General features: G+C 64.0%; 19 protein-coding genes. 10 read left to right on the top strand and 9 right to left on the bottom strand.

The features are described 5' to 3' along the window. Position 1: 1 nt before the first annotated feature. Genes DDZ17_RS07025 through DDZ17_RS07015 form a run of 3 tightly spaced genes read left to right on the top strand, consistent with a single transcriptional unit; the run spans position 2 to position 3,379 of the window. Positions 2-766, top strand: coding sequence for an alpha/beta fold hydrolase (locus tag DDZ17_RS07025; RefSeq protein WP_116365265.1), 765 nt, complete (start codon positions 2-4; stop codon positions 764-766). 4 nt (positions 767-770) lie between these two features. After that, on the top strand, positions 771-2,012 hold the full coding sequence (kynU, locus tag DDZ17_RS07020; RefSeq protein ID WP_116365264.1) for a kynureninase: 1,242 nt from the start codon (positions 771-773) through the stop codon (positions 2,010-2,012). Beyond that, positions 2,012-3,379, top strand: a complete 1,368-nt coding sequence (locus tag DDZ17_RS07015) for a sodium-dependent transporter (RefSeq protein WP_116365263.1) — start codon at positions 2,012-2,014, stop codon at positions 3,377-3,379. Before kynU ends, DDZ17_RS07015 begins: the two co-directional genes overlap by 1 nt. A 45-nt stretch (positions 3,380-3,424) precedes the next feature. On the opposite strand, the gene DDZ17_RS07010 is transcribed toward DDZ17_RS07015, so the two are convergent. Together DDZ17_RS07010 and DDZ17_RS07005 are read right to left on the bottom strand one after the other, a co-directional pair. Further along, positions 3,425-5,353 (bottom strand): DUF3604 domain-containing protein, encoded by a 1,929-nt coding sequence (locus DDZ17_RS07010; RefSeq protein WP_116365262.1) that lies wholly within the window; start codon positions 5,351-5,353, stop codon positions 3,425-3,427. A 211-nt stretch (positions 5,354-5,564) separates the two neighbouring features. Continuing rightward, positions 5,565-7,844, bottom strand: a complete 2,280-nt coding sequence (locus DDZ17_RS07005) for a TonB-dependent receptor (protein WP_116365261.1) — start codon at positions 7,842-7,844, stop codon at positions 5,565-5,567. On the opposite strand from DDZ17_RS07005, the gene DDZ17_RS22895 reads away from it, so the two are divergent. Further along, positions 7,843-7,974 (top strand): hypothetical protein, encoded by a 132-nt coding sequence (locus DDZ17_RS22895; RefSeq protein WP_277749300.1) that lies wholly within the window; start codon positions 7,843-7,845, stop codon positions 7,972-7,974. The genes DDZ17_RS07005 and DDZ17_RS22895 overlap by 2 nt on opposite strands. A gap of 99 nt (positions 7,975-8,073) precedes the next feature. Here the strand turns inward: DDZ17_RS22895 and DDZ17_RS07000 are convergent, their stop codons facing one another. Genes DDZ17_RS07000 through DDZ17_RS06990 form a run of 3 tightly spaced genes read right to left on the bottom strand, consistent with a single transcriptional unit; the run spans position 8,074 to position 10,795 of the window. Beyond that, positions 8,074-9,333, bottom strand: coding sequence for a TRAP transporter large permease (locus DDZ17_RS07000; protein ID WP_116365260.1), 1,260 nt, complete (start codon positions 9,331-9,333; stop codon positions 8,074-8,076). After that, positions 9,330-9,881: a TRAP transporter small permease gene (locus DDZ17_RS06995; protein WP_157976509.1), complete on the bottom strand. Its 552-nt coding sequence runs from the start codon at positions 9,879-9,881 to the stop codon at positions 9,330-9,332. The genes DDZ17_RS07000 and DDZ17_RS06995 overlap by 4 nt, the downstream gene beginning before the upstream one ends. Beyond that, positions 9,854-10,795: a TRAP transporter substrate-binding protein gene (locus DDZ17_RS06990; protein ID WP_157976508.1), complete on the bottom strand. Its 942-nt coding sequence runs from the start codon at positions 10,793-10,795 to the stop codon at positions 9,854-9,856. Before DDZ17_RS06990 ends, DDZ17_RS06995 begins: the two co-directional genes overlap by 28 nt. Positions 10,796-11,057: 262 nt before the next feature. Between DDZ17_RS06990 and DDZ17_RS06985 the strand changes: the two genes are divergently transcribed. Beyond that, complete coding sequence (locus tag DDZ17_RS06985) at positions 11,058-13,409, top strand: TonB-dependent receptor (protein ID WP_116365257.1); 2,352 nt, start codon at positions 11,058-11,060, stop codon at positions 13,407-13,409. A 29-nt stretch (positions 13,410-13,438) separates the two neighbouring features. Then, a complete protein-coding gene (locus DDZ17_RS06980; protein WP_116365256.1) occupies positions 13,439-15,199 on the top strand; it encodes an LVIVD repeat-containing protein in 1,761 nt (586 codons plus the stop codon). 48 nt (positions 15,200-15,247) lie between these two features. Here DDZ17_RS06980 and DDZ17_RS06975 read toward each other — a convergent pair whose 3' ends face one another. Then, positions 15,248-15,484, bottom strand: coding sequence for a DUF2442 domain-containing protein (locus tag DDZ17_RS06975; RefSeq protein ID WP_116365255.1), 237 nt, complete (start codon positions 15,482-15,484; stop codon positions 15,248-15,250). 5 nt (positions 15,485-15,489) lie between these two features. Then, entirely contained in the window at positions 15,490-15,750 is a 261-nt protein-coding gene (locus DDZ17_RS06970; protein ID WP_116365254.1) for a DUF4160 domain-containing protein, read from the bottom strand. A gap of 162 nt (positions 15,751-15,912) precedes the next feature. Here DDZ17_RS06970 and DDZ17_RS06965 point away from each other — a divergent pair, with 162 nt between their 5' ends. Both DDZ17_RS06965 and DDZ17_RS06960 read left to right on the top strand, forming a co-directional pair. Continuing rightward, positions 15,913-17,535, top strand: a complete 1,623-nt coding sequence (locus DDZ17_RS06965) for a thiamine pyrophosphate-binding protein (RefSeq protein ID WP_116365253.1) — start codon at positions 15,913-15,915, stop codon at positions 17,533-17,535. Then, positions 17,532-18,989: an aldehyde dehydrogenase family protein gene (locus DDZ17_RS06960; protein ID WP_206613472.1), complete on the top strand. Its 1,458-nt coding sequence runs from the start codon at positions 17,532-17,534 to the stop codon at positions 18,987-18,989. The genes DDZ17_RS06965 and DDZ17_RS06960 overlap by 4 nt, the downstream gene beginning before the upstream one ends. Before the next feature lie 19 nt (positions 18,990-19,008). Here the strand turns inward: DDZ17_RS06960 and DDZ17_RS06955 are convergent, their stop codons facing one another. Both DDZ17_RS06955 and DDZ17_RS06950 read right to left on the bottom strand, forming a co-directional pair. Next, positions 19,009-21,378, bottom strand: coding sequence for a TonB-dependent receptor (locus tag DDZ17_RS06955; RefSeq protein WP_116365252.1), 2,370 nt, complete (start codon positions 21,376-21,378; stop codon positions 19,009-19,011). A 253-nt stretch (positions 21,379-21,631) separates the two neighbouring features. Continuing rightward, complete coding sequence (locus DDZ17_RS06950; protein WP_116365251.1) at positions 21,632-22,597, bottom strand: NAD(P)H-dependent flavin oxidoreductase; 966 nt, start codon at positions 22,595-22,597, stop codon at positions 21,632-21,634. A 157-nt stretch (positions 22,598-22,754) separates the two neighbouring features. Here DDZ17_RS06950 and DDZ17_RS06945 point away from each other — a divergent pair, with 157 nt between their 5' ends. Both DDZ17_RS06945 and DDZ17_RS06940 read left to right on the top strand, forming a co-directional pair. Then, positions 22,755-23,309, top strand: coding sequence for a PadR family transcriptional regulator (locus DDZ17_RS06945; protein WP_116366149.1), 555 nt, complete (start codon positions 22,755-22,757; stop codon positions 23,307-23,309). 131 nt (positions 23,310-23,440) lie between these two features. Continuing rightward, positions 23,441-25,183 carry an AAA family ATPase gene (locus DDZ17_RS06940; protein WP_116365250.1) on the top strand — a complete coding sequence of 581 codons (1,743 nt, stop codon included), beginning with the start codon at positions 23,441-23,443 and terminating at the stop codon, positions 25,181-25,183. Positions 25,184-25,193 lie beyond the last annotated feature (10 nt).

Raw genomic sequence — 25,193 nt, 5'->3', positions numbered from 1 at the left:
CGTGCCCCATCTGCAGGCCAACGGCGCCACCCTGTACTACGAAGAGCACGGGCTTGGGGCCGATGCGCCGGCACTGGTGCTGGCCCACGGCATGGGGGGCAATCACGCCATCTGGTTCCGGCAGCTCACGGATTTTGCCGCCAGGTTCCGGGTGATTACCTTCGACCACCGGGGCTTTGGCAATTCTAGCGACCCGGCGGGGGAAGGGCGCAGCGCCTACGTGGCCGATCTGCTGGCCCTGCTGGATCACCTGCACATTGAGCGCGCCCACCTGCTGGGTCAGTCGATGGGGGGCGGCACCTGCATCAGCTTCACATGCCAGCACCCGCGGCGGGTGGCCTCGCTGGTGGTGGCCGATTCGCTGCACGCATTGCAGGAAGGGCCCGAGGTGGCCACTATAATGGACGCCGCCCGCGCCGCCACCGCCAACCTCGGCCAGATCGAGCGGGTGCTGGGCCGGCGGGTGCGGGAAGAGGACCCCACTGCCGCGGTGCTCTACCGACAGATCAACAGCTTCAATGCCGTCACCCGGCACAATCTTGCCGGGGCCTTTGTTCGCCATGCACCGTCGGCGCTGGCGTACACTGGCGTGCCGGTGCTGTTTATCGCCGGCACCGACGACGTGCTGTTTCCCATTGCCGCCATTCGCCTGGTGGCGGCGCAGGTGGCCGGCGCGCAACTGGTGGAAATCCCCGATACAGGCCACTCGGCCTTTTATGAAAGCCCGGCGGCATTTAACCGGGCCGTACTGAACTGGATGGAGTAACAACATGGCCGCGATCAACCGCGCCGACTGCGAAGCCCGTGACAACACCGACCCCCTGGCGGGCTGCCGGGGGCAGTTTCACCTGCCCGAAAGCACCATTTACCTGGATGGCAACTCCCTGGGCGTGCTGCCGCTGGCCGCCCGCGAGCGGGCCCGGGCCGTGCTGGATAAGGAATGGGGCGAAGACCTGATACGCAGCTGGAACAAGGCCGGCTGGTGGGACCTGCCCACCCGCATTGGCGACAAGCTGGGCAAACTGATTGGCGCCGATGCCGGCGAGGTGGTAATTACCGACTCCACCGGCATTAACGTTTACAAGGCCGTGGCCGCCGCCCTGCAACTGGTGCCCGAGCGCCGGGTGATTGTGCTGGAGGGCAGCAACTTTCCCACCGACAATTACATAGTCCAGGGCCTGGTGCAGCAGCTGGGGCAGTGCTATGAAATTCGCTTTGCCGAGGAACAGGAACTGGCCTCGGCCATTGATGAGACGGTGGCGGTGGTGTGCCTGACCCAGGTGCACTACAAATCCGGGCGCGTGCTGGATATGGCAGAACTGACCCGCCGCACCCACGCCGCCGGCGCCATCAGCGTGTGGGACCTGTGCCACAGCGCCGGCGCGCTGGAGGTGGACTTGAACGGTTGCCAGGCGGATTTCGCCGTTGGCTGCACCTACAAATACCTGAACGGCGGCCCCGGCAGCCCCGGTTTTATTTTTGCGGCAAAGCGCCACCACGGCAGGGCCCAGCAGCCCCTGACCGGCTGGTGGGGGCACGCCCAGCCCTTTGCCTTTACCCGCGACTACGCGCCCCATGACTCCGTGCGCCAGATGCTGAGCGGCACCCAGCCCATCCTCAGCCTGGCGCTGGTGGAGTGCGGGCTGGATGTGTTCCTTGCCCAGGACATGGCCAGTGTGCGCGCCAAGTCGCAGCAGCTCACCCAGCTGTTTATCGACCTGGTGCAGCAGCGCTGCCCCCAGGCGGGCTTTACGCTGGTGAGCCCCAGCGACAGCGCCCGTCGCGGCAGCCAGGTGTCCTTCCATCACGCGCAGGCTTACGCCATTGTGCAGGCCCTGATTGCCCGCGGTGTGATTGGCGATTACCGGGAGCCGGGCAACATGCGCTTTGGCTTTGCGCCGCTGTATAACGGCTTCTGCGACGTGTGGGACGCGGTGGAGCATCTGGTGCAGGTGATGGCGCGCGAAGAGTGGCGCCAGGAGCAGTTCAACCGCCGCAGCGCGGTGACCTGATGGCCGGTCGCGAGCAGTGGTCCTCCCAGTGGGGCTTTATGTTGGCGGCCATGGGCTCGGCCATCGGCCTGGCCAATATGTGGCGCTTTCCCTACACCGCGGGGGTCAGTGGCGGCGGTGCCTTTGTGCTGATCTACCTCGGCGCGGTGCTCACCGTGGCTCTGCCACTGCTGATGGCGGAACTGCTGGTGGGGCGGCGCGGCCAGGCCACGCCCACCCTGTCAATCAGCCGGGCCAGCGCCGAAAGCGGCGCCAGCCGCGGCTGGACCCTGATGGGTTACGGTGGCCTGCTGGCGGCGGTGCTGGTGCTGGCCTTTTATTCTGTGGTGGGCGGCTGGACCCTGAGCTACGTGGCCATTGCCGGCAGCGGCGGCCTGCAGGGGCAGTCCGCCGAGGCGCTGCAGGCGTTGTTTGATGGCCTCACCGCCAGCCCGGGCCTGATGCTGCTGGCCTACACGGCCTTCCTCGGGATTACCGTCGCCCTGTCCTCCTTGGGCCTGCAATCCGGGGTGGAGCGCACGGTCAAACTGCTGATGCCGGCGCTGCTGGTGATGCTGGTGGGCATGGTGATTTACGCTGCCATCACCGGCGATTTCACCCGCGCACTGGCCTTTCTGTTTGTGCCGGATTTCAGTGCGGTGACTCCCGCCATTGTGCTGGATGCTTTTGGCCAGGCGTTTTTTTCCATCAGTGTGGGGCTCACTAACCTGATGGCCTACGGGGCCTACATGAGTCGCAGCACCAGCATTGTGCGCTCCAGCGCGGTGATTGTCGGCGCCGATACCCTGGTGGCCCTGCTGGCGGGCCTGGCGATCTTCCCGGTGATTTTTGCCCACCAGCTGGCGCCGGCCGGCGGGCCGGGGCTGGTGTTCATGAGCCTGCCCATTGTGTTTGGCAACGTGAGCGGCGGGCTGCTGCTTGGCACTGTGTTCTTTTTGCTGCTGAGTTTTGCCGCGCTGACCTCGGCCCTGTGCATGCTGGAGACGCCCGTGTCCTACTTGATCGACGAACGGCACTGGCGCCGGCGGCCGGCCACCCTGGCGGTGGGGGTCGTTGTGTGGCTGCTGGGGCTTAGCTGCGTGCTGTCCTTCAGCTATCTGGCGGGGGTGCACCCGCTCGGGGGGCTGGACTACTTCCAGAGCATGACCTTTTTCGACTTGTTCGACTTTGTGGTCACCCGCCTGCTGTCGCCGTTGATCGGCGCCTGCATTGCGCTGTACGTGGGCTGGGCACTGGCGCGGCGGGTGACCGCCGAAGAGCTTGGCCTGGGGCAGGACACGCTGCCCTATCGCCTGTGGTTATTGTCGGTGCGCTTTGCGGTGCCGGCGGTGCTGGTGGGCCTGTGCTATTCCCTGCTGGCGGGCTGATCAAAACCCAACAGCAGGGGCGCCGGTCACAGGCCCAACACAGGCCTATGGCTGATACCAGATGGGGGAGGTGTAGGCGCGCTCCACGGTAATCATGGGAACTTCCGCATCCATCTTGATGTTGTAGCGCTTGGCGTCGTAGGCGGTCCAGCGCGGTGTGGGGATCTGCAATACCCGGGCGTAATAAAAGGCCGCTTGTGACGGGTCGAAGTCTGGGTCCTGCCACACGGTGGCCAACTCGCCAGTGCCGATGGTATTGCTCCAACTGGCGGCGGCAACATCCACGGTGTTGCCAACCGGGGGCAGTTTGCCATCGGCGCCGGGCTGTCGGCTGTCGGGGCTGGACCAACTCACATCGTAAACCTGCTCGTGGGTGTCGCCCTTGGCGTCTATCCAGCCCTTGACGATCTGGATGCGATCCAGGTTGGCGCCCTGCGGGTCGCGGCTGGCGGCCACCAGGAAGCGCGGGGCCGTACCAGTGTCGCTGCCCTCCGGGGTGCCAGAAAGGGTGCCGCCCATGGGGGTGCCGCCGGCGTAGCCGCGTGCGGCCAGGTCTGCGGCCTGTACGTCGGCATCGTCAAAGTGCCAGCCGGCAAACAGGCGCACGGCAATACGTGGCCCGGTGGTGGCATACACTTCGCGGCGCTTGAAGGCATCCCAGATGGCTTCGCGGGTGTTGTCGCTCGCCCATACAGCGGCCATGCCGGAAGCGGTCTGCTCCCAGCCCATCACTTTCCAGTCGCCCGCGCTGCCGATTGCCCGCTGCCAGCGCCCGGCGTCGGGCTCCACGCCGCTGTGCTTGCCGAAAAAGTTGTCCTCGTCGGCGGTGCTGAGGCCCGTGTGGGAGTCGGTGGAGCCGATCATGCCGAACTGGTAGGGGTTTACGCCCTCCCGGCGGGCAATGGCCAGGCCGCTCTTCAGCGCAGAGCGGGCGTATTCCGCCGGCAGCATGTCCTCGGTTTTGGGCAGCCCGAAGAAGTTGCCGCGGTCCCAGGTTTCGTAGTCGGCAAACTCATCGTCCGGCGACAGCAGGGGGTGGGTCTCCCCGTCGCCCTTCATCTGGGTGACTTCATACACCGGCTCCCAGCGGCGGCGGTTGGCGGCGTAGTCGGCATCCACGGCGGCGCCAAACTGGGTGGTTTCCACCGGGAACATGACGCCGTTGCTGAGGTTGCCGTTGTGGGGAATGGCCAGTACCTGGCCGCCGGTATCGCGTTCGTAGCCGGCCATGTAGTCCCACAGTTCGCGCGGGTCAGAGCTGTCGGTCTGGGAAAAGGGCTGTATCTGGCCGACGGTGGCGGCATCGTCGCGGTACATGATGACCCGGTGCAAGTTGTTGCCGCGTACGCCAGCGGTCCATTCGTAGCCCAGCAGGGCGGTGAACTCGCCGGGCTGGTTGAAGCGCTCTGCGGTGGCCAGGGTGTCCTGCCAGATGGACTGGTGCAGGGCGGGGCCGCCGAGGGTGGACAGCAGGGTAAAGGCCGCGCGGCGCTGCTCACCGTCCTTGATCATGGCCTGGAAGGCGCGCTGCTGCTGCGCCGAGCCGGTGACCTGTTCATGCCAGTGGGCGGCGGTCTCGTTGCTGGTCACCTCTGGGTCACCGTCGTACACACGCTGCATGATGCCCAGGGATTCCGCGTGGTCGGCAACCAGCAGGAAGTCCAGCGGTCGGTCCAGCCGGGCCTTCAGGCCGTGGCTGGAGGTGACGGTTTCGCCGCGGGCAAAGCGGAAGGCCTGTTCCAGCTCCAGGCGCACGCCAAAGCCAAAGGCATCGGTGGACTGGCTGGTATGCAGGTGGGTATCGCCCCACAGCAGCTGTTTCTGGCCTGCGGTTGCCTGGCTTGCGGTGGCGGCCTGGGCAGTCGCGGGCTCGGCGGCCTTCAGGCCGGCAGTGCCAAGGGCCGCGGCGCAGGCCAGGGCGAGGGCGAAGGGACGGTAGTTGGTGTTGGAACCGGTGTGGTGGCGGTGGTACATGGCTGCTCTCCTTGTTCTTGTTCGGTCAACAGGCGGTCGCCTGTTCGTATCAGCAAGCGAACATTGCCGCTGCGCGCGTGGGCATGGAGATGGCGGCAATGTGCATACGCCCCGGGGAGCGGGGCGTATGTTGGAGCGGGCGGGCAGCCCTGCCTGGGTGCCCCATGCCGGAGGGCGGGGCAGGGCTGGCCGGCAACGCTGAAGGTGGAGCTTAGAAGAAGTAGTCCATCTTCACGTTCCAGGTGCTGGGGGCACCCAGCACGCACCGCTGGACCATGGTGTTGTTCGCAGCATTCAGCGCGCCGAGCTGGGCGCCGAAGGGCTGGTCATACATGGTCAGGCAGTAGCCTTCGTCCGTCAGGTTGTTGCCAAACAGGGTCACGGACCACTTGCCACCGGCGTCGCGCACACCCACGCGGGCGTCGATGAGGGAGTAGGCCTCCTGCACCGATTGCGGGTTGTTGTTGGATACAGCGCCGAGATTCTGCTCGTCCATCCACATCCAGCTGGCACCCACAAACCACTCCATGCTATCGCCCAGGCTGTCGCTCCAATCGGCGGCAAGGGAGGTCTGCCACTCGGGGGAGTAGGGCTTGCTCTCACCGGTCAGATCCTGGTTGGGGCCGCCAGGCAGGCCGGGGGCGTCCTTGAAGTCCAGGTATTCGGAATCCAGGTAGCTGATGCCGGCGCGCAGGGACAGCTGATCCAGCGGTACCCAGGCAATATCGGCTTCCAGGCCCTGCTGGCGTACCTCGCCGGCGTTGACCACCACGAAGGACAGGCCGTCGAACAGGCGATCCTGGAAGTCTTCCAGGTCGGTGCGGTAGGCGGTGATGTTGGCGGTCATGCTGCCATCGAGCAGGGTGCTCTTCAGGCCCAACTCATAGTTGGTGGCCTCTTCCGGGCCGAAGATGCGGCGTTCGCGGCCGAGTGCGATGCTGCCACCTTCGGAGTTAAAGCCGCCGGACTTGTAGCCGGTGGAGGCGGTGGCAAACAGCATGATGTCGTTGTTGACGAACCAGTTAACGTTGCCGAACCAGGTGGACTTGGAGTCGTCGCGCTCCATGTCGAGCACGGTTTCGTTGGTGCGCACCAGGCCGCCGAAGGGATTGTTGACCACCTGTACAAAGTCGCCATCTTTCTGGTCTTCGGTGTAGCGGCCGCCAAAGGTGGCGGTGAAGGCCTCGCTGATGTTCCAGGTGGCCTGGCCAAAGAGGGCGATGCTGTCCAGGTCCTGGGTGAACTGGCTGTCTACCATGGCGTCTTGCTGCAAGGTATCGCACTGCAGGCCAGCTTCCAGGCCCACCAGGCCAGCAATGGTGGGGGTGCAGTAGTCGTCACCGGCATCGAAGGCCTGCCCGATGTTGTACTCCTCCTGGTAGTAGAACAGGCCGCCCACCCAGTCGATGGTGGCGCCCCCGGGGGAGATGAGCTGGAATTCCTGGGACACGGTTTCTGTTTCGTACAGGGTGTCGCGCAGCACCATGTAGGCCGGGATGCGCAGGGCACTTTCGTAGACGTCGGCCTCCCAGTTGCGGTAGGCGGAGATGGAGCGCAGGCGAATGCCGCTGGCGAAGTCGTAGTTGATATCAACCGACAGGCCATACTGCTCGTCATTCAGCTTGTCGCGGTGATCCTGGCTGATCTGCTGGTCGTAACCGTCCTTGGTGGACGCGCCGGCACCGTAGAGGGCTTGCAGGGTGGCGTCAAACACCGGGTTCTCGGTGCCTTCTGTGATTTCGATGGCGCCGCCGCCGGAGTTGATTTCGGCGTAGTCGGCGGTCACCAGCATGGACAGGTTGTCGCTGAAGTCAAACAGCAGCTTGCCGCGCAGGTTGAGGTCGTCGCGCTCGCCAATCTCGTCGCCGTTGAGCAGGTTTTTACCGTAGCCGTCGCGCTCGGAGTATTTGATGGCGATGCGCCCGGCTACTTTCTCTCCAAGTGGGGCGTTGTACATGCCGCCCACTTCGTAGGCGCTGTAGTCACCAAAGCCGGCTTCCACCATGCCCTCGTGCTCGTAGCCGGGGTTGTTGGTGGTGATGTTCAGGGCACCCATGGGGGTGTTGCGGCCAAACAGCGTGCCCTGGGGGCCGCGCAGTACCTCGAAGGAGGCAACATCCATCAGCTGGCCGATGACCGAACCGGGGCGAGGGTAGTAAACACCGTCGATGAACACGCCAACACTGGGCTCAATACCACTGTTGCCCACTGAGCCCACACCGCGTATTGCAATGCGGCTGTTGGTCTGCTGGGACGAGTTTGAAATGGTGAAGTTGGGCGTCATTTGGGCCACATCGCCGATGTCCTTCACGCCGGCTGCGTTCAGGTAGTCCCCGGAGAAGGCGGTGATGGAAATGGGCACATCCTGGATGTCCTGGGCGCGCTTTTGGGCGGTAACAACAACTTCTTCCAGCGCAGGCTGTGCCTGGGCAATATGGGCGGCGGTCAGGGCGGCAGTCAGGGCACTGAGCCTGAAGAGACGTGGTGTCATGGGTCGTTCCTCGGTTGTTATCGGTGTCACTGTTATCTGGCCTGCGGTGGCCGATTATCATGCAGCCAGCGGCTATTTTTTAGGCACGCTGGACGGAGCCGGCGCGACAATAGCGGGTCTTGTCGAATGATACTGTCAGCAAAACGACAGTTTTTGATGACTTATAAGTGTAGCAGCCATCCCGGCCTTGGCCGGGTTAAACGCCCATTGGCCTGCCGCGCTGCGGCGCTCAGTGCAGCGCCGTAATCACTCCGGGCTGCCAGCTTAGCAGAACCAGCACCAAGGTGGCGGCCAGCAGGAAGGGCAGTACCGCCTGGAATACCCGGCCGGGGCCGATTTGGGCGGCCTCGGCGGCAATATAGAGCCCGGTGCCCACCGGTGGTGTCAGCAGCCCCAGCACCAGGTTCAGTGACAGGATGATGCCGAACTGGTAGGGGTCGATGCCATACTGAGTGGCTGCGATGGGCAGCAGAATGGGCACCAGCATGATCATGGCGGGAATACCGTCCAGCAGGGCGCCTACCAGCAACAGAGCCAGGTTGACCAGCAGCAGGAAATAAAACGGATTTTGCGTGAGACCCGTGATGCCCGCGGCCAGCTGTTGGGGAATCTGCTCGAAAAGCAGCACCCAGCTGAGCAGGCCGGCAGTGGCAATCACGAACAGGATGAGGGCTGCGCCAGTGCTGGCGCGCAACAGTGCCTGCCACAGGGCGCGCCTGTCCAGCTCCCGGTAGTAAAAGCGCCCCAGCGCCCAGGCGGCGGCGGCGGCCAGGGCGGCAGCCTCGGTTGGCGTCGCCAGGCCAAGGGTGATGGAGGCAATGATGATGCAGGGTACCAGAGCTGGCACCAGGCCTTCGCGCAGCCGGGTCCGACGGTCTTGTCCCTTCAGGGCATCGCCTCTGGGCAGATCCAGCCGGCGCGACAGAACACCCAGTGTGGCAAGAAAAGCGAACAACAGCAGCAGGCCAGGCAGGATGCCGGCGATGAACAGGTCCGCAATGGACAGTTGTGCCAGCACGCCGTAAATCACCAGCAGCATGGAGGGTGGAATAATCGGAGAGAGCAGCCCGCCTGCGGCGGTGGTGGCTGCCGCGAAGGCCGGGCTGTAGCCCTGGGCCTTCATTGCTGGCGTCATGGTGCGCGACATCACGGCGATCTGCGCCGCCGCCGAACCGATAATGGCCGCCACCAGGCTATTTGCCAGCAGGTTCACGAAGGCAAGGCCGCCGCGCACCTGGCCAACCATTACTGAGGCAGCCCGCACCAGGCGTGGCGTAATGCCGGCGCCATTCATGAGCTCGCCCACCAGCATGAACAGGGGAATGGCCAGCAACCCGTAGCTTTCCACGGCGGCAAACTGCTGCAGCGCATAAGACTGCAGTAACACCGTATTGCCAGAGACCACGATATAGGTTGCCGTTACTAGCCCCAGACAGACGGCGATGGGCACGCCGGCCAGCAACAGGAGCAGGAACAGCGCGATGGTCACAGGTGGCGATTCTCCAGCAGGTTGGCCAGCGAGAACAGGAGAAGGCTGAGGGCCATGATTGGCATGACCAGCCACGGCCAGATGCGGCCGATGCCCAGGGTGTGGGTGGGGTCACGGTAAATAAAGTTGTAGCTGGCGCGGATAAAGGCATCTACGTCAAAACCAACGCTGATCAGTAGCGGCAGGTCAAACCACAGCCAGCATGTCGCCACCATCACCAGGGCGAAGGCGAGCACCGCCGTGTCGGCAAGGTAGTGCAGGCCGCGGCGCCAGCGGGCGCCAAGCAGCGATGGCAGCAGGCGCAGGGCAATGGCCTCCCGCCGGCGCACTGTTGTGACGGCGCCCAGTAGGGCCGACCAGATCATGCAGTACACCGCCAGCTCGTCCACCCAGAACAGCGCACTGCCCAGGGAGCGGGTGATGACATTCAACAGAATGAGTAGCGCCGTTGCGCCGAGCAGGCCGGCGGCGCAACAGTGCAGCACACGGCACCAGGCATCGGCCATGCGCCCAAGGAGCATCACGGCGGCAGTGTGTGCTGCTGCCACTGTACAGGAGCCTCGCCAAACCAGGCGGCATCCACCGCCGTGATGGTAATACCGGTGGCCTGCAACTGGTTGAGCCATTGGGCTTCCAGTGCCGGGTAGCGATTCAGCACCGCCTCCAACTGCTGCTGGAGCAGGGCTGCCAAAGCCTGCCGTAGGTGAGCTGGCAGGCGCAGTGAACCGCGGGCGGACATCAGGCCTACCGCAGGGAACATCATGTGGCCTGAAAGGAGCAGGGTGTCGGCGTATTCGTAGTAGCGCAGTGTCCAGATGGATTCCAGATCCATGTCGATGGCGTCAATCTGCCCGTTGGCAAGGGCATCAAACACCGACGACAGCGGCATGGGGGTGGGCGCAGCGCCAAGCAACCGGTAAAAATCCCGCACCGGGGCGAGCGGAGTAATTCGCACCTTGATGCCTTGCAAGTCCTGCACTTGTGCTAGTGGTTTTCGGCTCAGAATGTGGCGCATGCCGGCCATGGTATAGCCGGTGCCAATCACCCCGAGTTCGTCGGGCAAGCCGGCCAGCAGCTCGCGCGCTGCAGCGGACCCAAGCAGTTCGGCTGCCTGTTGAGCGCTGCCAACCCGGTAGGGCGCGTACAAGGCATTGAAGCGCGGCAGGCGATTGCTCAGTTCCGAGACGGTGAGAATGGCAAAATCCAGGGCACCGGTTTGCAGCAATTGCAGCATCTGGGCCTCGGTGCCGAGCTGGCGACTGGGATAGACGATTACTTCATGTTCGCCGCCGTACTGTGTGGCCACCGCACTGGCAAAGGCGTCAGCGGCGTCCGTCCACTGGTGCCCCGGCGGGGTGATCAGCCCAATGCGAAACAACGTGGCAGCCGCAGGCATCGAGAAGCCCCACAGCAACAGCAGGCTGGCGATATAATGCCGGGCATGTCGTAGACAGCGGGTCACGGCCGTTCCATAAGCAGCGGGGCAGGACATACTGGCGCACTTGCCACCGGCCTGAAAAATCGCCATCTCATGGCTTTCTATAGCGACTTTGTTATATATGGGTTTGATATAGCTGGCGCACGAAAGGTTATTTTACTTTATAGCTGGTCTCTTCGTAAGTTTGACCCCACTGTCTCTGTGGAATTCGTCAGGGACTGCAAACAAAGGCACTTGCCGCATTCACACATCTGGCACTTTCAGCGCAGCTGGGGGACGGGGAATAATGAATAAGACGACATTACAGAGAAGAACGCTGCCGGCACTACACAAGAAAACGCTGCCGGCACTGGTGGCTGGTGCCGTAATGGCCGGCATCACCCCTGCGGCGCTGCATGCCCAGGAGGGCCACTCGCTGGCGTTGGAAGAGGTGGTGGTTACCGCCCGCAAGCGCAGTGAGAGCCTGCAGAGCGCGCCGGTATCGGCGGCAGTGTTTGATGCCGACTTCCTGGCGGAATCCGAAATCAACGATATCTCTGAGGTGATTGGCCGCGTGCCCGGCTTTGTGATGAACGCCGATAACGTGACTGAGCCCAACATCTTCATGCGTGGCATTGGCACCGATATCGAGAGCGCCGCGTCAAACTCCGCCATTGGCATGTTCGTGAACGAGGTGTACCTGTCCCGCGCCATGGCCTTTTCCATGGACCTGGTGGATATCGCGCGGGTGGAGGTGGTACGCGGGCCCCAGGGCACGCTCTACGGCAAGAACGTGACTGGCGGCGTGGTGAACTTTGTCACTAACCGCCCGAGCGACGAAACCGACGCCCAGGTGGAGATTACCGCCGGTGACTACGACCTGATCGAAACCCAGGGCTTTGTGAACGGCGCCCTTGGCGACAACCTGCAGGGGCGTATCAGCGCAAGCTACCGCGACCGTGGCGGCTTTGCCGACAATACCTTTACTGGCGACGACATGGAGACGCTGGAATCCACCGCCGTGCGCGGCCAACTGCGCTATTTGGCCAACGATGACCTGGAATTCCTGTTCAGCGCGGACTACAACCGCCGGGAGGGCACCGCTCCCTGGATCGATATGGAGATTCCCTCAGAGCACAACGTGCCCTTTAAAAACCGCGACCCGCGCAAGGGGCCCAACAACATCACCGGCGAATCCGACGCCGAGGTGGAAGGGGCCGACCTGCACATCAACTGGACCACCGACAGCGGCACCCTCACCTCCATCACCGCTGTGCGCAAGGGCCAGTTCGACTACCTCTCCAACGACGGCGGCAGCTTCATCGACTTTGATGCACTGCCCTATGACGACGATGGCCGGGTTGATTTCTTCACGCTGCACTTTGGCGACGGACCGGTGAGCGCGGCGGATTTCAACGATGACTACTACGTCAACCGCAAGTCCGAGGAAGTGGACAGTTTCTCCCAGGAACTGCGCTGGCAGTCCGCCATGGATGGCAGCGTGAATTACATGCTTGGCCTGTTCTACATGTACGAGGACATCCAGCGCGAAGAAGACGCCGACTATCTCTTTGTCGACTTCTGGAACGAGGGCTACGAGGGCGCAGTCACCACCTCCAAAAACGACACCTACGGCGCCTTTGCCGAGCTCACCTGGGACATTTCCGATTCTGTCAGCGCGGTGTTTGGCCTGCGCTATACCCTGGATGAAAAGGATTTTGCGGTAAAACGCAGCAACGTGGGCAACTTCCTCGGGGCGCCCTTTGAGGACGAGAATGGCAACATTATTCAGGCCTTTAGCGCCAGTGATAGCGATAGCTGGGATTCCATCGACCCGGCCGTGACCCTGAACTGGCAGGCCACCGACGATGTGTTCCTCTACGCCTCGGCCTCCACCGGCTTCAAGAGCGGCGGCTGGAACGGCGAGAACGCCACCACCGCGGCGGAGGCGGCCCAACCCTACGACACCGAAGAAGCGGTGAACTTTGAGATCGGCGGCAAAACCCAGCTGCTGGATAACCGCCTGCGGCTGAATGCCACCGGCTTCTTCACCACCTACGAGGACCTGCAAACCCAGCAGTTTGTGGTGTACGACGAAAACCTGCCGCCCGACAACATCATCGCCAACGCCGGCGAGGCGGAAGTGAAGGGCATCGAGCTGGAATTTTCCGCCGTGTTCACCGAGTGGTGGTCGCTCTCTGGCACCTACGCCTACCAGGACGGTGAAATCACCGGCGACCTGATCAGCACTACCCTTGGCTACAACCCGGAGTGTGACTGCTCCAACCTGCGCGAGGACACCAACCTCAAGGGCAACACCCTGCGCCGCACGCCGGAGAATTCCTATAACCTGGTGAACACCTTAAGCTTTGAGCTGGGCGGCGCCGGCGCCGTCGATTTTGTGGTGGACTACAGCTACACCGACGCCTACTTCTTCGACAACGAGAACAACCCGCGCACCAAAAACGACGCTTACAGCGTCTGGAACGCCAGCGTCAACTGGTACTCACCCACCGATAAGTGGATGCTCTCGCTGTGGGGCAAAAACCTGGACGACGAACTGTATGCCTCCGGCAAGGTGGACGTGATTGGCTCGGTGCTCACCTCCTATGCGCCGCCGCGTACCTGGGGCGCCACCGTGCGCTGGAACCTCGACTGAGCCCCATGCAACCGAACAGGAGCACAATGATGTACACGCCGTTTACCGCCCTGCGCCGGCGGGCTCTGGCCGCTGCCCTCACCAGCCTGGTGTCGGGTGGCGTGGCCGCCGCCGGGGGCGGCTCGCTGCCCGCCGATGCGCCCATCGACATCCGCGACCCGCAGATCCAGATCCTGCACGATCTGGTCTACGACCAGAAACCCCCGGCCCCGGTGCCGGGGGTGGACTACGGCATGGACCCAAAAATCGGGGTTTTTCACCACCCCAGGGCCACGCCGCTGGTAACCGAGTTCCCCAACTTCGAGGGGCAGCTGGATCACTGGGACCAGAACAGCTACGCCAAGAACGTGGAGGTGCTGGCGGTGTACACCGACATCGCCTCGCCCTTTCACTCCTGGCAGAACATTGTCGACTTTGGCGATACGCGCTACCTGTATGTTTACGGCAGTCGCAACCTGCGCATTTTCGATATTACCGACCCAGCCCGTGCCAAACTGGTGCACAGCAAGGGCAGCAAGTGGAGCGGCAAGGGCCCGAGCGAGGAAGTAAACCCCTTCCCCGAAGGCGAGCGCTTTGGCGCCGCTTCCATCCAGTGGCACGACAAACTGGGCAAGTACGTGATGGTGCAGTCCTACGAAGTGGGTCGCATCGGCGTTATGACCGACAAAATGAAAGAGCCCGAGCGGGTGGATTACGTGCGCCACTGGCCGGCCCACAAGGGCTTTAAGGTATATGCCATGAACGGCCCGCTGCCTGACGAATGGGAGCTGCTGGCCACGGTCAACACAGACTACCAGCACCCGGATGCCCCGATCGGCGAGCAGCGCGGCTCCGGCGCGCTGGATGTGCCGGCCTGGTTTGGCGGCAAATACATGTTCCTGTCGGCGGCGCCGGATGAGACCTTCGCCCTCAGCGAATACCCGGACTACCTCTACTCGCCGGGTTACCAGGCCTGGGATATGACCGACCCGGCCAATCCCAAATTCCTCGACCAGTTTGCCGCCCTCGGCCAGATTGCCGGCGAGGCCGCTCACGAAGACGCCTACCTGATGAACCCGCGGGCGGGCAATCGCACATCCTGGATGGGCTCGCGCATGCCGCCCTTTTTGCCAAAGCCGGTGGAGGAGGGGGGCAAGATCGCCTTCGGCGGCATGGCCGGACTTGGCCTGCGCATCCTCGATGTCAGCGACCCGGCCAACATGAAGGAAGTGGGCAGCCTCAACGTGCCACCCAAGTTTGCCGGCACCGAGTTCGACAATGTGGATGTCAGCCAGTACGAGCGCACCGGCTACGTGCTCACCAACGGCTACCCCATGAACGACGAATGCTACGAACCCTACAAGGACATCTTCGTGGTTGACGCCAGTGATGTCAGCGCGCCGAAGGTGGCCGCCAAACTGCCGCGGCCCACACCGCCGGCAGAGGCGTCCTTTACCGACTACTGCCAGCGCAAGGGGAGCTTTGGCCCCAAGCGCCCGGGTTATCACACCACCCAGCCCGGCCGCTGGAAGCAGGGCATAGTACCCTACGCCTTCTATAACGCCGGGGTGCAGATATTCGACGTGAGCGACCCCACCAACGCGACCATTGCCGGCTACTACGTGCCGCGTTTTCCCACCCCGGAAGAGGCGCCGGACTATGTCACCGGCAACCTCAGCTACGGTATCTATGTGGAGTACGACCGCAACGTGTTGTGGCTGTTTACCAACTACGCCATCTACGCCCTGAGCACGCCGCTGCTGGGCGAACCCCAGAGCGGCGTGCCGGACACACCCTGGCCGCCGCGCTGAGCCCCTTACCTGCTGTGCAGTTTGGCCGCCCTCGGGCGGCTTTTTTCGTCAGTGGGCGGTGATTTGCCGGTACAGCGCATCGGGCGCCAGGTCGGCCTTGTTCGGCCAGCACACTGCGCCGAACTCATCGACTCTGGCCTGGGCGAACAGGGCCGGGTCTTTCAGCGGGGCGAACATTGGCCCAAACAGACGGTCGGCAATACACACATCGCCCGTCGTGCCGTCGTCGAAGGTTAGTAGCAGGATGTAGCCGGCTTTGGTTTCAACCTGCGTGACTCGGCGCATGGGTGTTACTCCAATGGGTCAATTGAATTCAGTGGCTGGTGCCGTTGAGCCAACTGCCAGTCCTCGCGCAGCTCCTGTCGGTGCTCAACGGCCCACTCCAGTACCAGGGAGCGCACGCGCCTGGGGAGTTCGCCGTCTATGATCGCCAGTGTTTCAATGCAGATCAACGCCTGGTGCTCGTTGTAATAGGCGTGAAAGTGCGGCGGACTGTGATCGTCGTAGTACATCCTGATGTAAATGCCGAAGAATTCGCTGATGGTGGGCATGTCGGGCTCCGCTTTTGCGCAGCGCCGAGGTTAGCCGGTTGCGGCGCGCTGGCGTTCATCACAAACGCGCTTTTTGTTATAGCTCCCGCCACAAATTGTATTTATCCCATATACCCCCCCTTCGCTAGACTGCTCCCACATTCCCGGCAACAAGAGGTCGTCATGACTGCAAAAACCGTCGCATTTGAAGTAGTGGAAGCCCTGCGTGATCTGGGCGTCAAGCATGTATTTGGCGTGCCCAGCGGTGGCTGGGTGGATTACATGGAAGCCCTGCGGCAGACGGACGGCATTGAGTTCGTGCTTGCCACCCACGAGGGCGGTGCAGCGTTCATGGCGGATGTGTGCGGCCGCCTGAGCGGGGCACCCGGCGTGTGCTTTGGCACCTTCGGCCCCGGCGCCACCAACCTGTCCACCGGGATTGGCAGCGCCCTGCTGGATCGCTCGCCGATGATCGCCCTGACCGACGAGATGCCAGAGCCAATGCGCCACCGGGTGACCCAGATGGGGATTGATCACCAGGCGCTGATGGCGCCGGTTACCAAGGCCACGACCCGGCTGAGTGCGGACAACGCCCGCAAGATTGTGATGGATGCCGGCCGGCTTGCCATGAGCGAGCGCCCGGGGCCGGTGCATATCGGCCTGCCGGTGGGCCTGAGCGCGCAGGCCGCCGGCCCCTCGGCAGAGCCTGACACAATCCCGGCGCCGGCACAGGCGGCTGCGGAGGCACTGGCCGAGGCGGCTGAACGCCTGGCCGCGGCCAGCAAACCCCTGCTGGTGCTTGGCCTTGGGGCCGTGCGCGCCGGGGTGGCCGCGCAGGCCATTGCCCTGGCAGAAGCCCTGCAGGCACCCATTGTGCTGAACCCGATGGCCAAGGGCATGGTGGCCGAAGATCACCCCCTCTACGCCGGCGTGCTGTTCCACGCGCTGTCGGATGTGGTGGCCGAAACCTACAGCCAGGCCGATCTGGTGATCGGCGTTGGCTACGACCCGGTGGAATTCAACTACGAGCAGTGGATGCCGGCGGCGGCGCTGCTCAACCTGGACACCGTGGCCGTGGATATCGACCGTGCCCAGTATCCCGAGGTGACCGATGTGGTCGGCGACATCGCCCATTCGCTGCAGGCCCTCACGGGCGCAGGCGCCAGCCCCGGCAACTGGGACCTGGACGCCATGCGCGCGCGGCGCAGCGCCATGTTTGCGCGCATGTCGCCAGATTCCACCACCTTCGGCCCCTGTGCCGCGCTGGATGTGCTGCGCGAGGTATGGCCCCAGGAGGGCATCATGACCTGCGACGTGGGTGCCCACATTCACCTGATTGGCCAGAAGTGGCCGACGCCTGCCCCCGGCAAACAGCTGATGACCAACGGCTGGTCGGCCATGGGTTTTGCTATTCCGGCGGCGATTGCCGCCAAGCTGTGCCGGCCCGAGCTGCCGGTGTGCTCGGTGATTGGCGACGGCGGCTTCCTGATGACCTGTGGCGAGCTGGCGGTGGCGGTACGGCTGAACCTGAAGATCGTATTCGTGGTGTTTACCGACAACGACCTGGCCCTGATCCGCATCAAACAGGAGAAGAAAGACAACCCGATCTACGGCACCCCCATTCGCGAAGCCGGCACCATCGGCGGCGACAACCTGTTCGGTGTGCCGGTGCTGAAGGCGGAGGATCCTGAAAGCTACCGCAATGCCCTGCAGCAAGCCGTGGGCATGGACGGGCCGGTGATTGTGGAGGCCATTATCGACAGCCGCGAATACGACGGCCTTGTGCTGAGGAAAAACAAACTGTGATCGCAGCGGCGGAGCATTACCTGCCGGTGGGGCGCACCTTGTTGCTGGGCGGTCAGTGGCAGGCCGGCGAGCGCTGCATGCCGGTGTATAACCCCTGGACCCGGGACGTGCTGCAGGAGGTGGCCTGCGCCGGCCCGGCCGAGGTGGCCCGGGCCCTGGAATATGCCCGTAGCGGCGCCCGGCGCAGCCGCGCCCTTGGCAGCGGTGAGCGCGCCGTCCTGTTGCGGCGGGCGGCGGAACTGGTGCAGGCCAGGGCCGCGGAATTTGCCCGCTGCATTACTAGCGAAAGCGGCAAGCCGATCAGCGCCGCGCAAAAAGAGGTGGCGCGCTGCATCCATACCCTGCGGCTGTCCGCCGAGGAGGCCACGCGCATTGTTGGCGAAACCCTGAACTTTGACAGTGTGGAGGGCGGAGCGGGGCGCAGTGGCTACTACCAGTACGAGCCCCTCGGGATTGTGGTGGCCATCACGCCGTTCAATGACCCCCTCAACCTGGTGGCCCACAAACTGGGGCCGGCCATCGCCGCCGGCAACGCCACCATTCTCAAACCCGCCGAACAGGCGCCCCTCAGCGCCCTGATGCTGGTGCGGGTGCTGCTGGAGGCAGGCCTGCCGCCGGGGGTGGTGAACGTGCTCACCGGCTACGGCAGCGACTTTGGCGCGGCGCTGGTGGGCGCGCCGGAGGTGGCGCTGGTGTCCTTCACCGGCGGCGAAGCGGCGGGGCAGGCCATCGCCCGGCAGGCGGGCATGAAGCGCCTGCTCATGGAGCTGGGCGCCAACTCGCCAGTGATTGTCAGCGACCGGGCCGACCTGGATCGCGCAGTCCCGTCCTGCGTGAGTGGTGCCTACTGGGCCTCCGGGCAGAACTGCGTGGGCGTGCAGCGCATCTTCGTGCAGCAGCGCATCTACCGGGAGTTTGCCGAACGCTTTGCCTGCCAGGCCCGCGCCCTGCAGGTGGGAGACCCCGGCAGCGAGCACTGCGATGTCGGCCCGCTGATCTCCCCGGCCGATGTGCAGCGGGTGGACCGGTGGGTGCAGCAGGCCCTGTCCCAGGGCGCCAATCTGTTGTGCGGCGGCGAGGCCGTGGGAGCCGTGGCCTATCTGCCCACCGTGCTGGACGTGGGGCAGCGCCAGGTGAGCGTGTGCGACACCGAGGTTTTCGGGCCGGTGGTCAGCCTGCACAGCTACGACGCACTGGATGAAGCCATCGCCGCGGCCAACCGCCCCGACTACATGATTCACGGCGCCATTTTCACCGACAGCCTGCAGGAGGCCATGCGCGCCATCCGCGAGTTGGAGTGCGCTGGCGTGCTGGTGAACGACTCCACCGACTATCGCCTGGACGCCATGCCCTTTGGTGGCAGCAAGCGGGGCTCAATGGGCCGCGAAGGCGTGCGCCACGCCATCGCCCAGATGGTGCAAACCAAGACGGTGTGTTTCAACCTGTCGGCCTGAGCGGTTCCCGACAGGCGGCCTACAACTGGTAGCGCAGTGATAGGAAGTAGCGGCGCGGGGCGGTGTAGCTCACATCGGTTGCGCCAAAGGCATCAATGGTAAAGCCGCCATTGATCGCCCGCTCGTCCCCGAGGTTGCGCCCGTGCAGGGCCACCTGCCAGTGGGACTGTGGGGTGGTGTAGATCACACCGGCGTTCCAGGTGGTAAAGCCGTCCGGGTGCAGCACGTCAAAGTCGCGGGCGGCCCGGTCGTTGGTGTAGTAGACATCGTCCTTGTAATACACATCCGCCAGTAACTTCAGGCTGCCGCCTTGGCTGAACACCCACTCGTACTGGGCCATCAGGCTGCCGGTCCATTCCGGGGTGTCCTGGAAGGGGCGGTTGCTGAGATCCTCCACTTGCCCGGTGGCCGGGTTGATGCTCTCGAAGGTGTCGAACTCGGCGTCAATCCAGCCAAGGCTGCCGGTGAGGGTCAGTCCCTCCATGGGCAGGGCGGAGATTTCCAATTCAGCGCCCGTGATGCTGGAGTCACCGGCATTGTCGACGATCAGCGCCAGGCCGCCCCCGAGAGAGGCCGACGAGCGGTTGACCAGAAATTGCTGGTCCTGATAGTCGTTGTAGAACAGGGCGCCGTTCACAATCAGGCGCCGGTCCAGCCATGCGGATTTCAGTCCCCATTCATAGGCTGTGAGGATCTCCGGGTCGGCCACGGAAATTTCGGCCAGTGCGGTGGGGCGGCCGTTGAATGCACCACTGCGAAAACCCTGGGAGGCACTTACGTAGGTCATGATGTCATCGCTGATGTCCCACTCCAGGCCAATTTTCGGGGAGATCTCATTCCAGCGCTCCTTGCACTGGTAGCGACTGCCGTTGCCGCTGGCCACCACATCGCCGCAGGCGCCAGGGTCGGTGGCCCCGGGGGTGATGAAGGCCGTCTGGCTGGCGCGGCGCACCGAGAACATATCCAGTTCTTTTTCCTCGTCGGTGTAGCGCGCGGCGAGGGTCAGCCGCAGGTGGTCGCTGAGGCTGTAGATACCGTGTACATAGGCTGCGTAGCTGGTGGTCTGTTGCTGGCGCGCGTAGTGCAGGGTGAGGTCCAGCGGCACCGCCAGAAAGGCCACTGGCGTGCCATCTGGCAGGGTCACATCCAGCGGCTGGCTGGACAGCGCCTCGAACAGCCCCGAGGCCACTGTAATGTCGCTGTCGTGCTCGGCGTCTTCATCCAGGTAGTAGAGGCCGGCAACCCAGTCCAGCTTGTCGTTCAGGGCCAGCCCGGAAGCAATAAACTCCTGGCTGAACTGGTCGCCGTCAATCTTGCTGCCCACGGAAAAGTAATCCTGCGGGTTGTTGTCACTGTCGCGATAAATCTCCGACTCGAGTTTACGATAGCCGGTTATGGACTGGAGTTGCAGATCGTCCCAGCGCCAGGTATTGGTCCAGCTGGCACCGCGTGAATCCAGGTCGTCCCGCTCCAGTTCGTTCAGTACATTGCTTTTGTCGATATCGGTATTGGGTGTACAGCAGGGGTCGCCGGGGCTGACAAAGGTGTTGTACAGAAAGGGAAAGAATTCCGCGTTGTTGAAAGTGGCCAGCACCCGGGGATACACGTTCTGGCGCTGGTGTGCGGCGTCCAGCACCAGGTGGCTGTCGAAGCGCTCCCCCGGTGTCCACAGCAGATGAACCCGGCCGCCGGCCATGTCGTCGTTGCCGGCATCCTGCCCGCGGCGCTCCTGCCAGCCGTCGGACTCGCGCACCAAAAACGCCGCACTGGCCGCCAGTGTGTCGCTGATCAATGGAATAGAAAGGTAGCCGTTCAGTTCCCGGTGCTGGTAGGAACCGGTGACGCCTTCCAGCTGGAACTCCACCTCGTCGCCCGGCTTCTTGGTCACCACGTTAATGGCGCCGCCAATGGTGTTCTTGCCGTAGAGCGTGCCCTGGGGGCCGCGCAGCACCTGAACCTGTTCAATGTCGGCAAACTCCAGGTTGGCGCCAATGGTGCGCGACTGGTAGACGTTGTCGATGTACATGCCCACGCCCGGGTCGGTGGTAATGGCGAAATCGAACTGGCCCACACCGCGAATGAAGGCCTGCAGCGTGCTGTTGCCACCGTCGCTGCCGATGCGAAAGTTCAGGTTGGGCACCAGATTCTCCAGGCTGGAGAGTTCCGGCAGATCCGCATCCGCCAGCAACTCACCACTCAGGGCAGTAACCGACACGGAGGTGCGCTGCAGATCCTGCTCGCGCCGCTGGGCAGTCACAACCACCTCTTCAAGGGCAGTGGGCCGATCGGTCTGGGTCTGCGCCTGTGCTGGCGCCAGGGCGACGGGCAGTGCCGCAGCCAGGGTCAGGGCGGCGAGCGCCTGTTGCGGGTGTAGGGAAATCCCGGTCATGGTGAGCACCTCTGTTATCTGTGTGTTATGGCACCTCCCTGTAAAACTAGGCGTACGGGGTCGTCGCGTCAACGCGGGTTTGCGCGCGCGGGTATCGATAGTCAGTCCGGCGCTGGTAAAGGTGGCAGATAGTCTGCCGATAATGCGGGCCCTGTTGGCCTGTGTCGGATGGGTTAGCGCCGGGTTGGTGCAGCGCTGGGAATTGAGGTGAAATCGATGGCACCCACGCGCGAGTGGGTGCCACCGGAGCGCATCACGCCGCCAGCAAACGCGCCCGCGCCGCCTGGTATTCGCGCTGCAGGCGCGCCACCAGCTCGGCTGCGGGCACCACGTCTTTCACTGCGCCGATGCCCTGGCCGCAGCCCCAGATGTCCTTCCAGGCCTTGGAGGCGGAGTCGCCGCCGGAGCCAAAGCTCATGGCGCTGGGGTCTGAGGCGGGCAGGTTGTCCGGGTCCAGGCCGGCGGCCTCGATGGAGGGACGCAGGTAGTTGCCGTGCACACCGGTGAACAGGTTGGTGTAGACGATGTCGGAGGCGCCGTTGTCGACGATGGCCTGTTTGTAGGCTTGCTCGGCATTGGCTTCTTCGGTGGCGATGAAGGCAGAGCCGATGTAGCCCAGGTCGGCGCCCATGGCCTGGGCGGCGAGGATGGCGTCGCCGGTGGCGATGGAGCCCGACAGCAGCAGCGGGCCGTCAAACCACTCGCGGATTTCCTGGATCAGGGCAAAGGGGGAAATACCGCCGGCGTGGCCGCCAGCGCCCGCCGCTACGGCAATCAGTCCGTCGGCCCCTTTCTCAATAGCCTTTTTCGCGAAGCGGTTGTTGATCACGTCGTGCAGGGTGATGCCGCCGTAGGAGTGCACGGCCTCGTTCACGAATTCCTTGGCGCCCAGTGAGGTGATCACAATCGGCACCTTGTACTTCACACACATCTCCATGTCGTGCTGCAGGCGATCGTTGGAGCCGTGCACAATCTGGTTGACCGCGAAGGGCGCGGCTGGGGCGTCGGGGTTGGCCTGGTTGTAGGCGTCCAGCTCTTCGGTAATGCGCTTGAGCCACACGTCCAGTTCTGCGGCGGGGCGGGCGTTCAGCGCGGGGAAGGAGCCGACGATGCCGGCCTTGCACTGGGCGATGACCAGGTCCGGGTTGGAGACGATAAACATGGGCGAGGCGACAGCCGGCAGGCGCAGGCGGCTGGAGAGGGATTCGGGCAAGGCCATGTGAGCACTTCCTCTTTCTGTGTGGAGTGGGGGTGAAATGGGGTTGATCAGTGGTTATGCAATTTATTTCATATTATTTTGATATGCAACTTTTTGTATATGGCGTGCGTCCGCGTTATCCTCCCAGCCAATCACCGCACTGCCGAGGATGCGCTATATGGCCCTGTCCCACGCCATCATGACTGCCCTGATCGAGGACGAAATGTCCGGCTACGAGCTGGCCAAGGCCTTTGATGTGTCCCTCGGCCTGTTCTGGCACGCCAGCCACCAGCAAATCTACCAGGAGCTGCGCAAGCTGGTGGCCAAGGGCTGGCTGGAGAAGGAAGTGGTGGCCCAGCAGGGCAAGCCCGACAAGGCCGTGCACCGCCTTACCGGTGCCGGGCGCGAGGCGTTGGCCGACTGGGTGTGGGGCGAGAGCCGGGTGCAGGAGGCCAAGGACGACCTTTGGGTGAAGCTCTACAACCTGAGCCCGGACAACGTGAGCCGCCTGTCCGCCGAGATCGCACTGCGGCGCGAGGAGATGATGGGCCGCCTCTACCTCTACGAGAAAATCCGCCGCCGCCATTACGATCAACCGCAAGCCCTGCCCCTGCGCCGCAAGGGCGTGTACCTGGCCCTGATCGCCGGCATTCGCCAGGGTGAGCAGTTCCTGGCCTGGTGCGACGAGGCGCTGGAGTTGCTCGCCGGGGTGGAAAGCGTCGCGACAGCATAGCCGGGGCGGCGGCCCTTGGGCATAATGCTGGGCTTTTACGGACCCCGCGTTGGCACCGGATCATCGCCGGGCTGCTAACCGGACGACCGCCGGACGATTGCCGGACAAACATCGGGCTTGCACGGGCTGCTATGTATCACCAGTACTTCGGGTTGAAAGAAGCGCCGTTTTCCATTGCGGTGAATCCGCGCTATCTCTTTATGAGCCCCCGCCACCGGGACGCGCTGGCGCACCTGCTGTACGGGGTGGGTGCCGGCGGCGGCTTTATTCTGCTCACCGGCGAGGTGGGCACGGGCAAAACCACCATCAACCGCTGCCTGCTGGAGCAACTGCCCGACGATACCGATATCGCCATCATCCTCAACCCGGCGCTGGATGCGCTGGAGCTGCTGGCCAGCGTGTGCGACGAGCTGGGCATTGATTACGCCGGCGAAGCCACCAGCCTGAAGACCCTCACCGACAAACTGCACGCCTTTCTGCTGGCCAACCATGCCCGGGGCCGCAAAACCGTGCTGCTGATCGACGAGGCCCAGCACCTCAACTTTGACGTGCTGGAGCAGATTCGCCTGCTCACCAACCTTGAGACCAATCACGAAAAACTCCTGCAGATCGTGCTGATCGGCCAGCCCGAGCTGGCCAGCCTGTTGCAGCGCCCGGAGCTGCGCCAGCTCAACCAGCGCATTACCGCCCGCTACAATCTGGAACCCCTCAACCCGGAGGAAACCCGCGCCTACATTCGTCATCGGCTGCAGGTGGCCGGGCTCACCGCCGACCGGGAGCTGTTCCCCGCCGCGGCCGTGCGCGACATTCACCGCCTGACCCGGGGCATTCCCCGCCTCATCAATGTGCTCTGCGACCGGGCCCTGCTCGGCGCCTATGGCCAGAACAAAGGCCGGGTGGATCGTGTCATGGTGGCCACCGCCGCGCGGGAGGTGATGGGCGAGGGCGCAGTCCAGCGCCCGCGTTCGCGGCTTGGCTGGGCGCTGGCCGGGGGCGTGGTGATTCTGGCGGCGATCGGTGCCGGCGGGTGGTGGCAGCTGTCGCAGCAGCCCGGGCGCGCGCCTGAATCTGGCGCAGCGCAGGCAGCAGAGCCTGTGGCAGCGGCAGTGAATAAAGCGCGCGGGCCGGCAGACACGCCTGCACCGGCGCACATGCAGAGTCCGGCACCAAGCCCGACACCAAATCCTGCGCAGCAGTCTTTTCAGGGCGCTGTTCAAACCTCAGCACAGACCGCTGCCGCCGAAGCTTCATCCGAACCCCAGCCAGTGACAAGCCACCCGGCATGGGAAATGACCCCTGCCGAGGCCGGGCTGTTGCTGTGGCGCCTGCAATCTGCTGCCACGCCACCGCTGGCGGTCTGCCCTGCAGAGCCGGTGAATGGCCTGGGCTGCTACCGGGACCAGGTGCAAACCTGGGATGCCCTGTTGGCCTACGACCGGCCCCTGGTGCTGGAGCTGGTGACGCCCGAGCGGTTTCGCGCGGCGGCGGTGTTGCTGGGGCTCAGTGGCCAACAGGCGCGCCTGGCCACGGTGGGCGGCGGCGTCCAGAGCGTGGCCCTGCGGGAGCTGGCGGGCCTTTGGCAGGGGGAATACTACCTGCTGTGGCAGGTGCCCGATGGCTACCGGGGGCCGCTGGCCCTGGGTGACAGTGGCCCGGCGGTGGCGGCGGTGGCGAAGATGTTCGCCAGGCTCGATGGCCAGCCCCAGGCACTGGCGCAAAACCAGTTCAACCGCGCCCTCAAGAGCCGGGTGGAGCTGTTCCAGCAGGCCAATCAACTGGACAACGACGGCGTGGTGGGCGTGCGCACCCTGCTGAAACTGAACGAGTTGCTGGGCATCGACCCCAGCCGGGCGCAGTCGGAGAAGCTGTTATGACGAGGTACCG

The sequence above is a fragment of the Parahaliea mediterranea genome (genome assembly GCF_003402235.1).
In the GTDB taxonomy this organism is placed as follows: domain Bacteria; phylum Pseudomonadota; class Gammaproteobacteria; order Pseudomonadales; family Halieaceae; genus Parahaliea; species Parahaliea mediterranea.
This window is presented reverse-complemented; position numbering and strand designations above follow the sequence as displayed.

Coding starts and splice junctions, on each gene's coding strand:
- DDZ17_RS06975 (WP_116365255.1), bottom strand. CDS start 15,484: ATGCGCCGAGTCACGCAGGTTGAAACCAAAGCCGGCTACATCCTGCTA.
- DDZ17_RS06965 (WP_116365253.1), top strand. CDS start 15,913: ATGACTGCAAAAACCGTCGCATTTGAAGTAGTGGAAGCCCTGCGTGAT.
- kynU (WP_116365264.1), top strand. CDS start 771: ATGGCCGCGATCAACCGCGCCGACTGCGAAGCCCGTGACAACACCGAC.
- DDZ17_RS06940 (WP_116365250.1), top strand. CDS start 23,441: ATGTATCACCAGTACTTCGGGTTGAAAGAAGCGCCGTTTTCCATTGCG.
- DDZ17_RS07010 (WP_116365262.1), bottom strand. CDS start 5,353: ATGTACCACCGCCACCACACCGGTTCCAACACCAACTACCGTCCCTTC.
- DDZ17_RS07015 (WP_116365263.1), top strand. CDS start 2,012: ATGGCCGGTCGCGAGCAGTGGTCCTCCCAGTGGGGCTTTATGTTGGCG.
- DDZ17_RS06955 (WP_116365252.1), bottom strand. CDS start 21,378: ATGACCGGGATTTCCCTACACCCGCAACAGGCGCTCGCCGCCCTGACC.
- DDZ17_RS06950 (WP_116365251.1), bottom strand. CDS start 22,597: ATGGCCTTGCCCGAATCCCTCTCCAGCCGCCTGCGCCTGCCGGCTGTC.
- DDZ17_RS22895 (WP_277749300.1), top strand. CDS start 7,843: ATGGGTCGTTCCTCGGTTGTTATCGGTGTCACTGTTATCTGGCCTGCG.
- DDZ17_RS06980 (WP_116365256.1), top strand. CDS start 13,439: ATGTACACGCCGTTTACCGCCCTGCGCCGGCGGGCTCTGGCCGCTGCC.
- DDZ17_RS07005 (WP_116365261.1), bottom strand. CDS start 7,844: ATGACACCACGTCTCTTCAGGCTCAGTGCCCTGACTGCCGCCCTGACC.
- DDZ17_RS06945 (WP_116366149.1), top strand. CDS start 22,755: ATGGCCCTGTCCCACGCCATCATGACTGCCCTGATCGAGGACGAAATG.
- DDZ17_RS06985 (WP_116365257.1), top strand. CDS start 11,058: ATGAATAAGACGACATTACAGAGAAGAACGCTGCCGGCACTACACAAG.
- DDZ17_RS06970 (WP_116365254.1), bottom strand. CDS start 15,750: ATGCCCACCATCAGCGAATTCTTCGGCATTTACATCAGGATGTACTAC.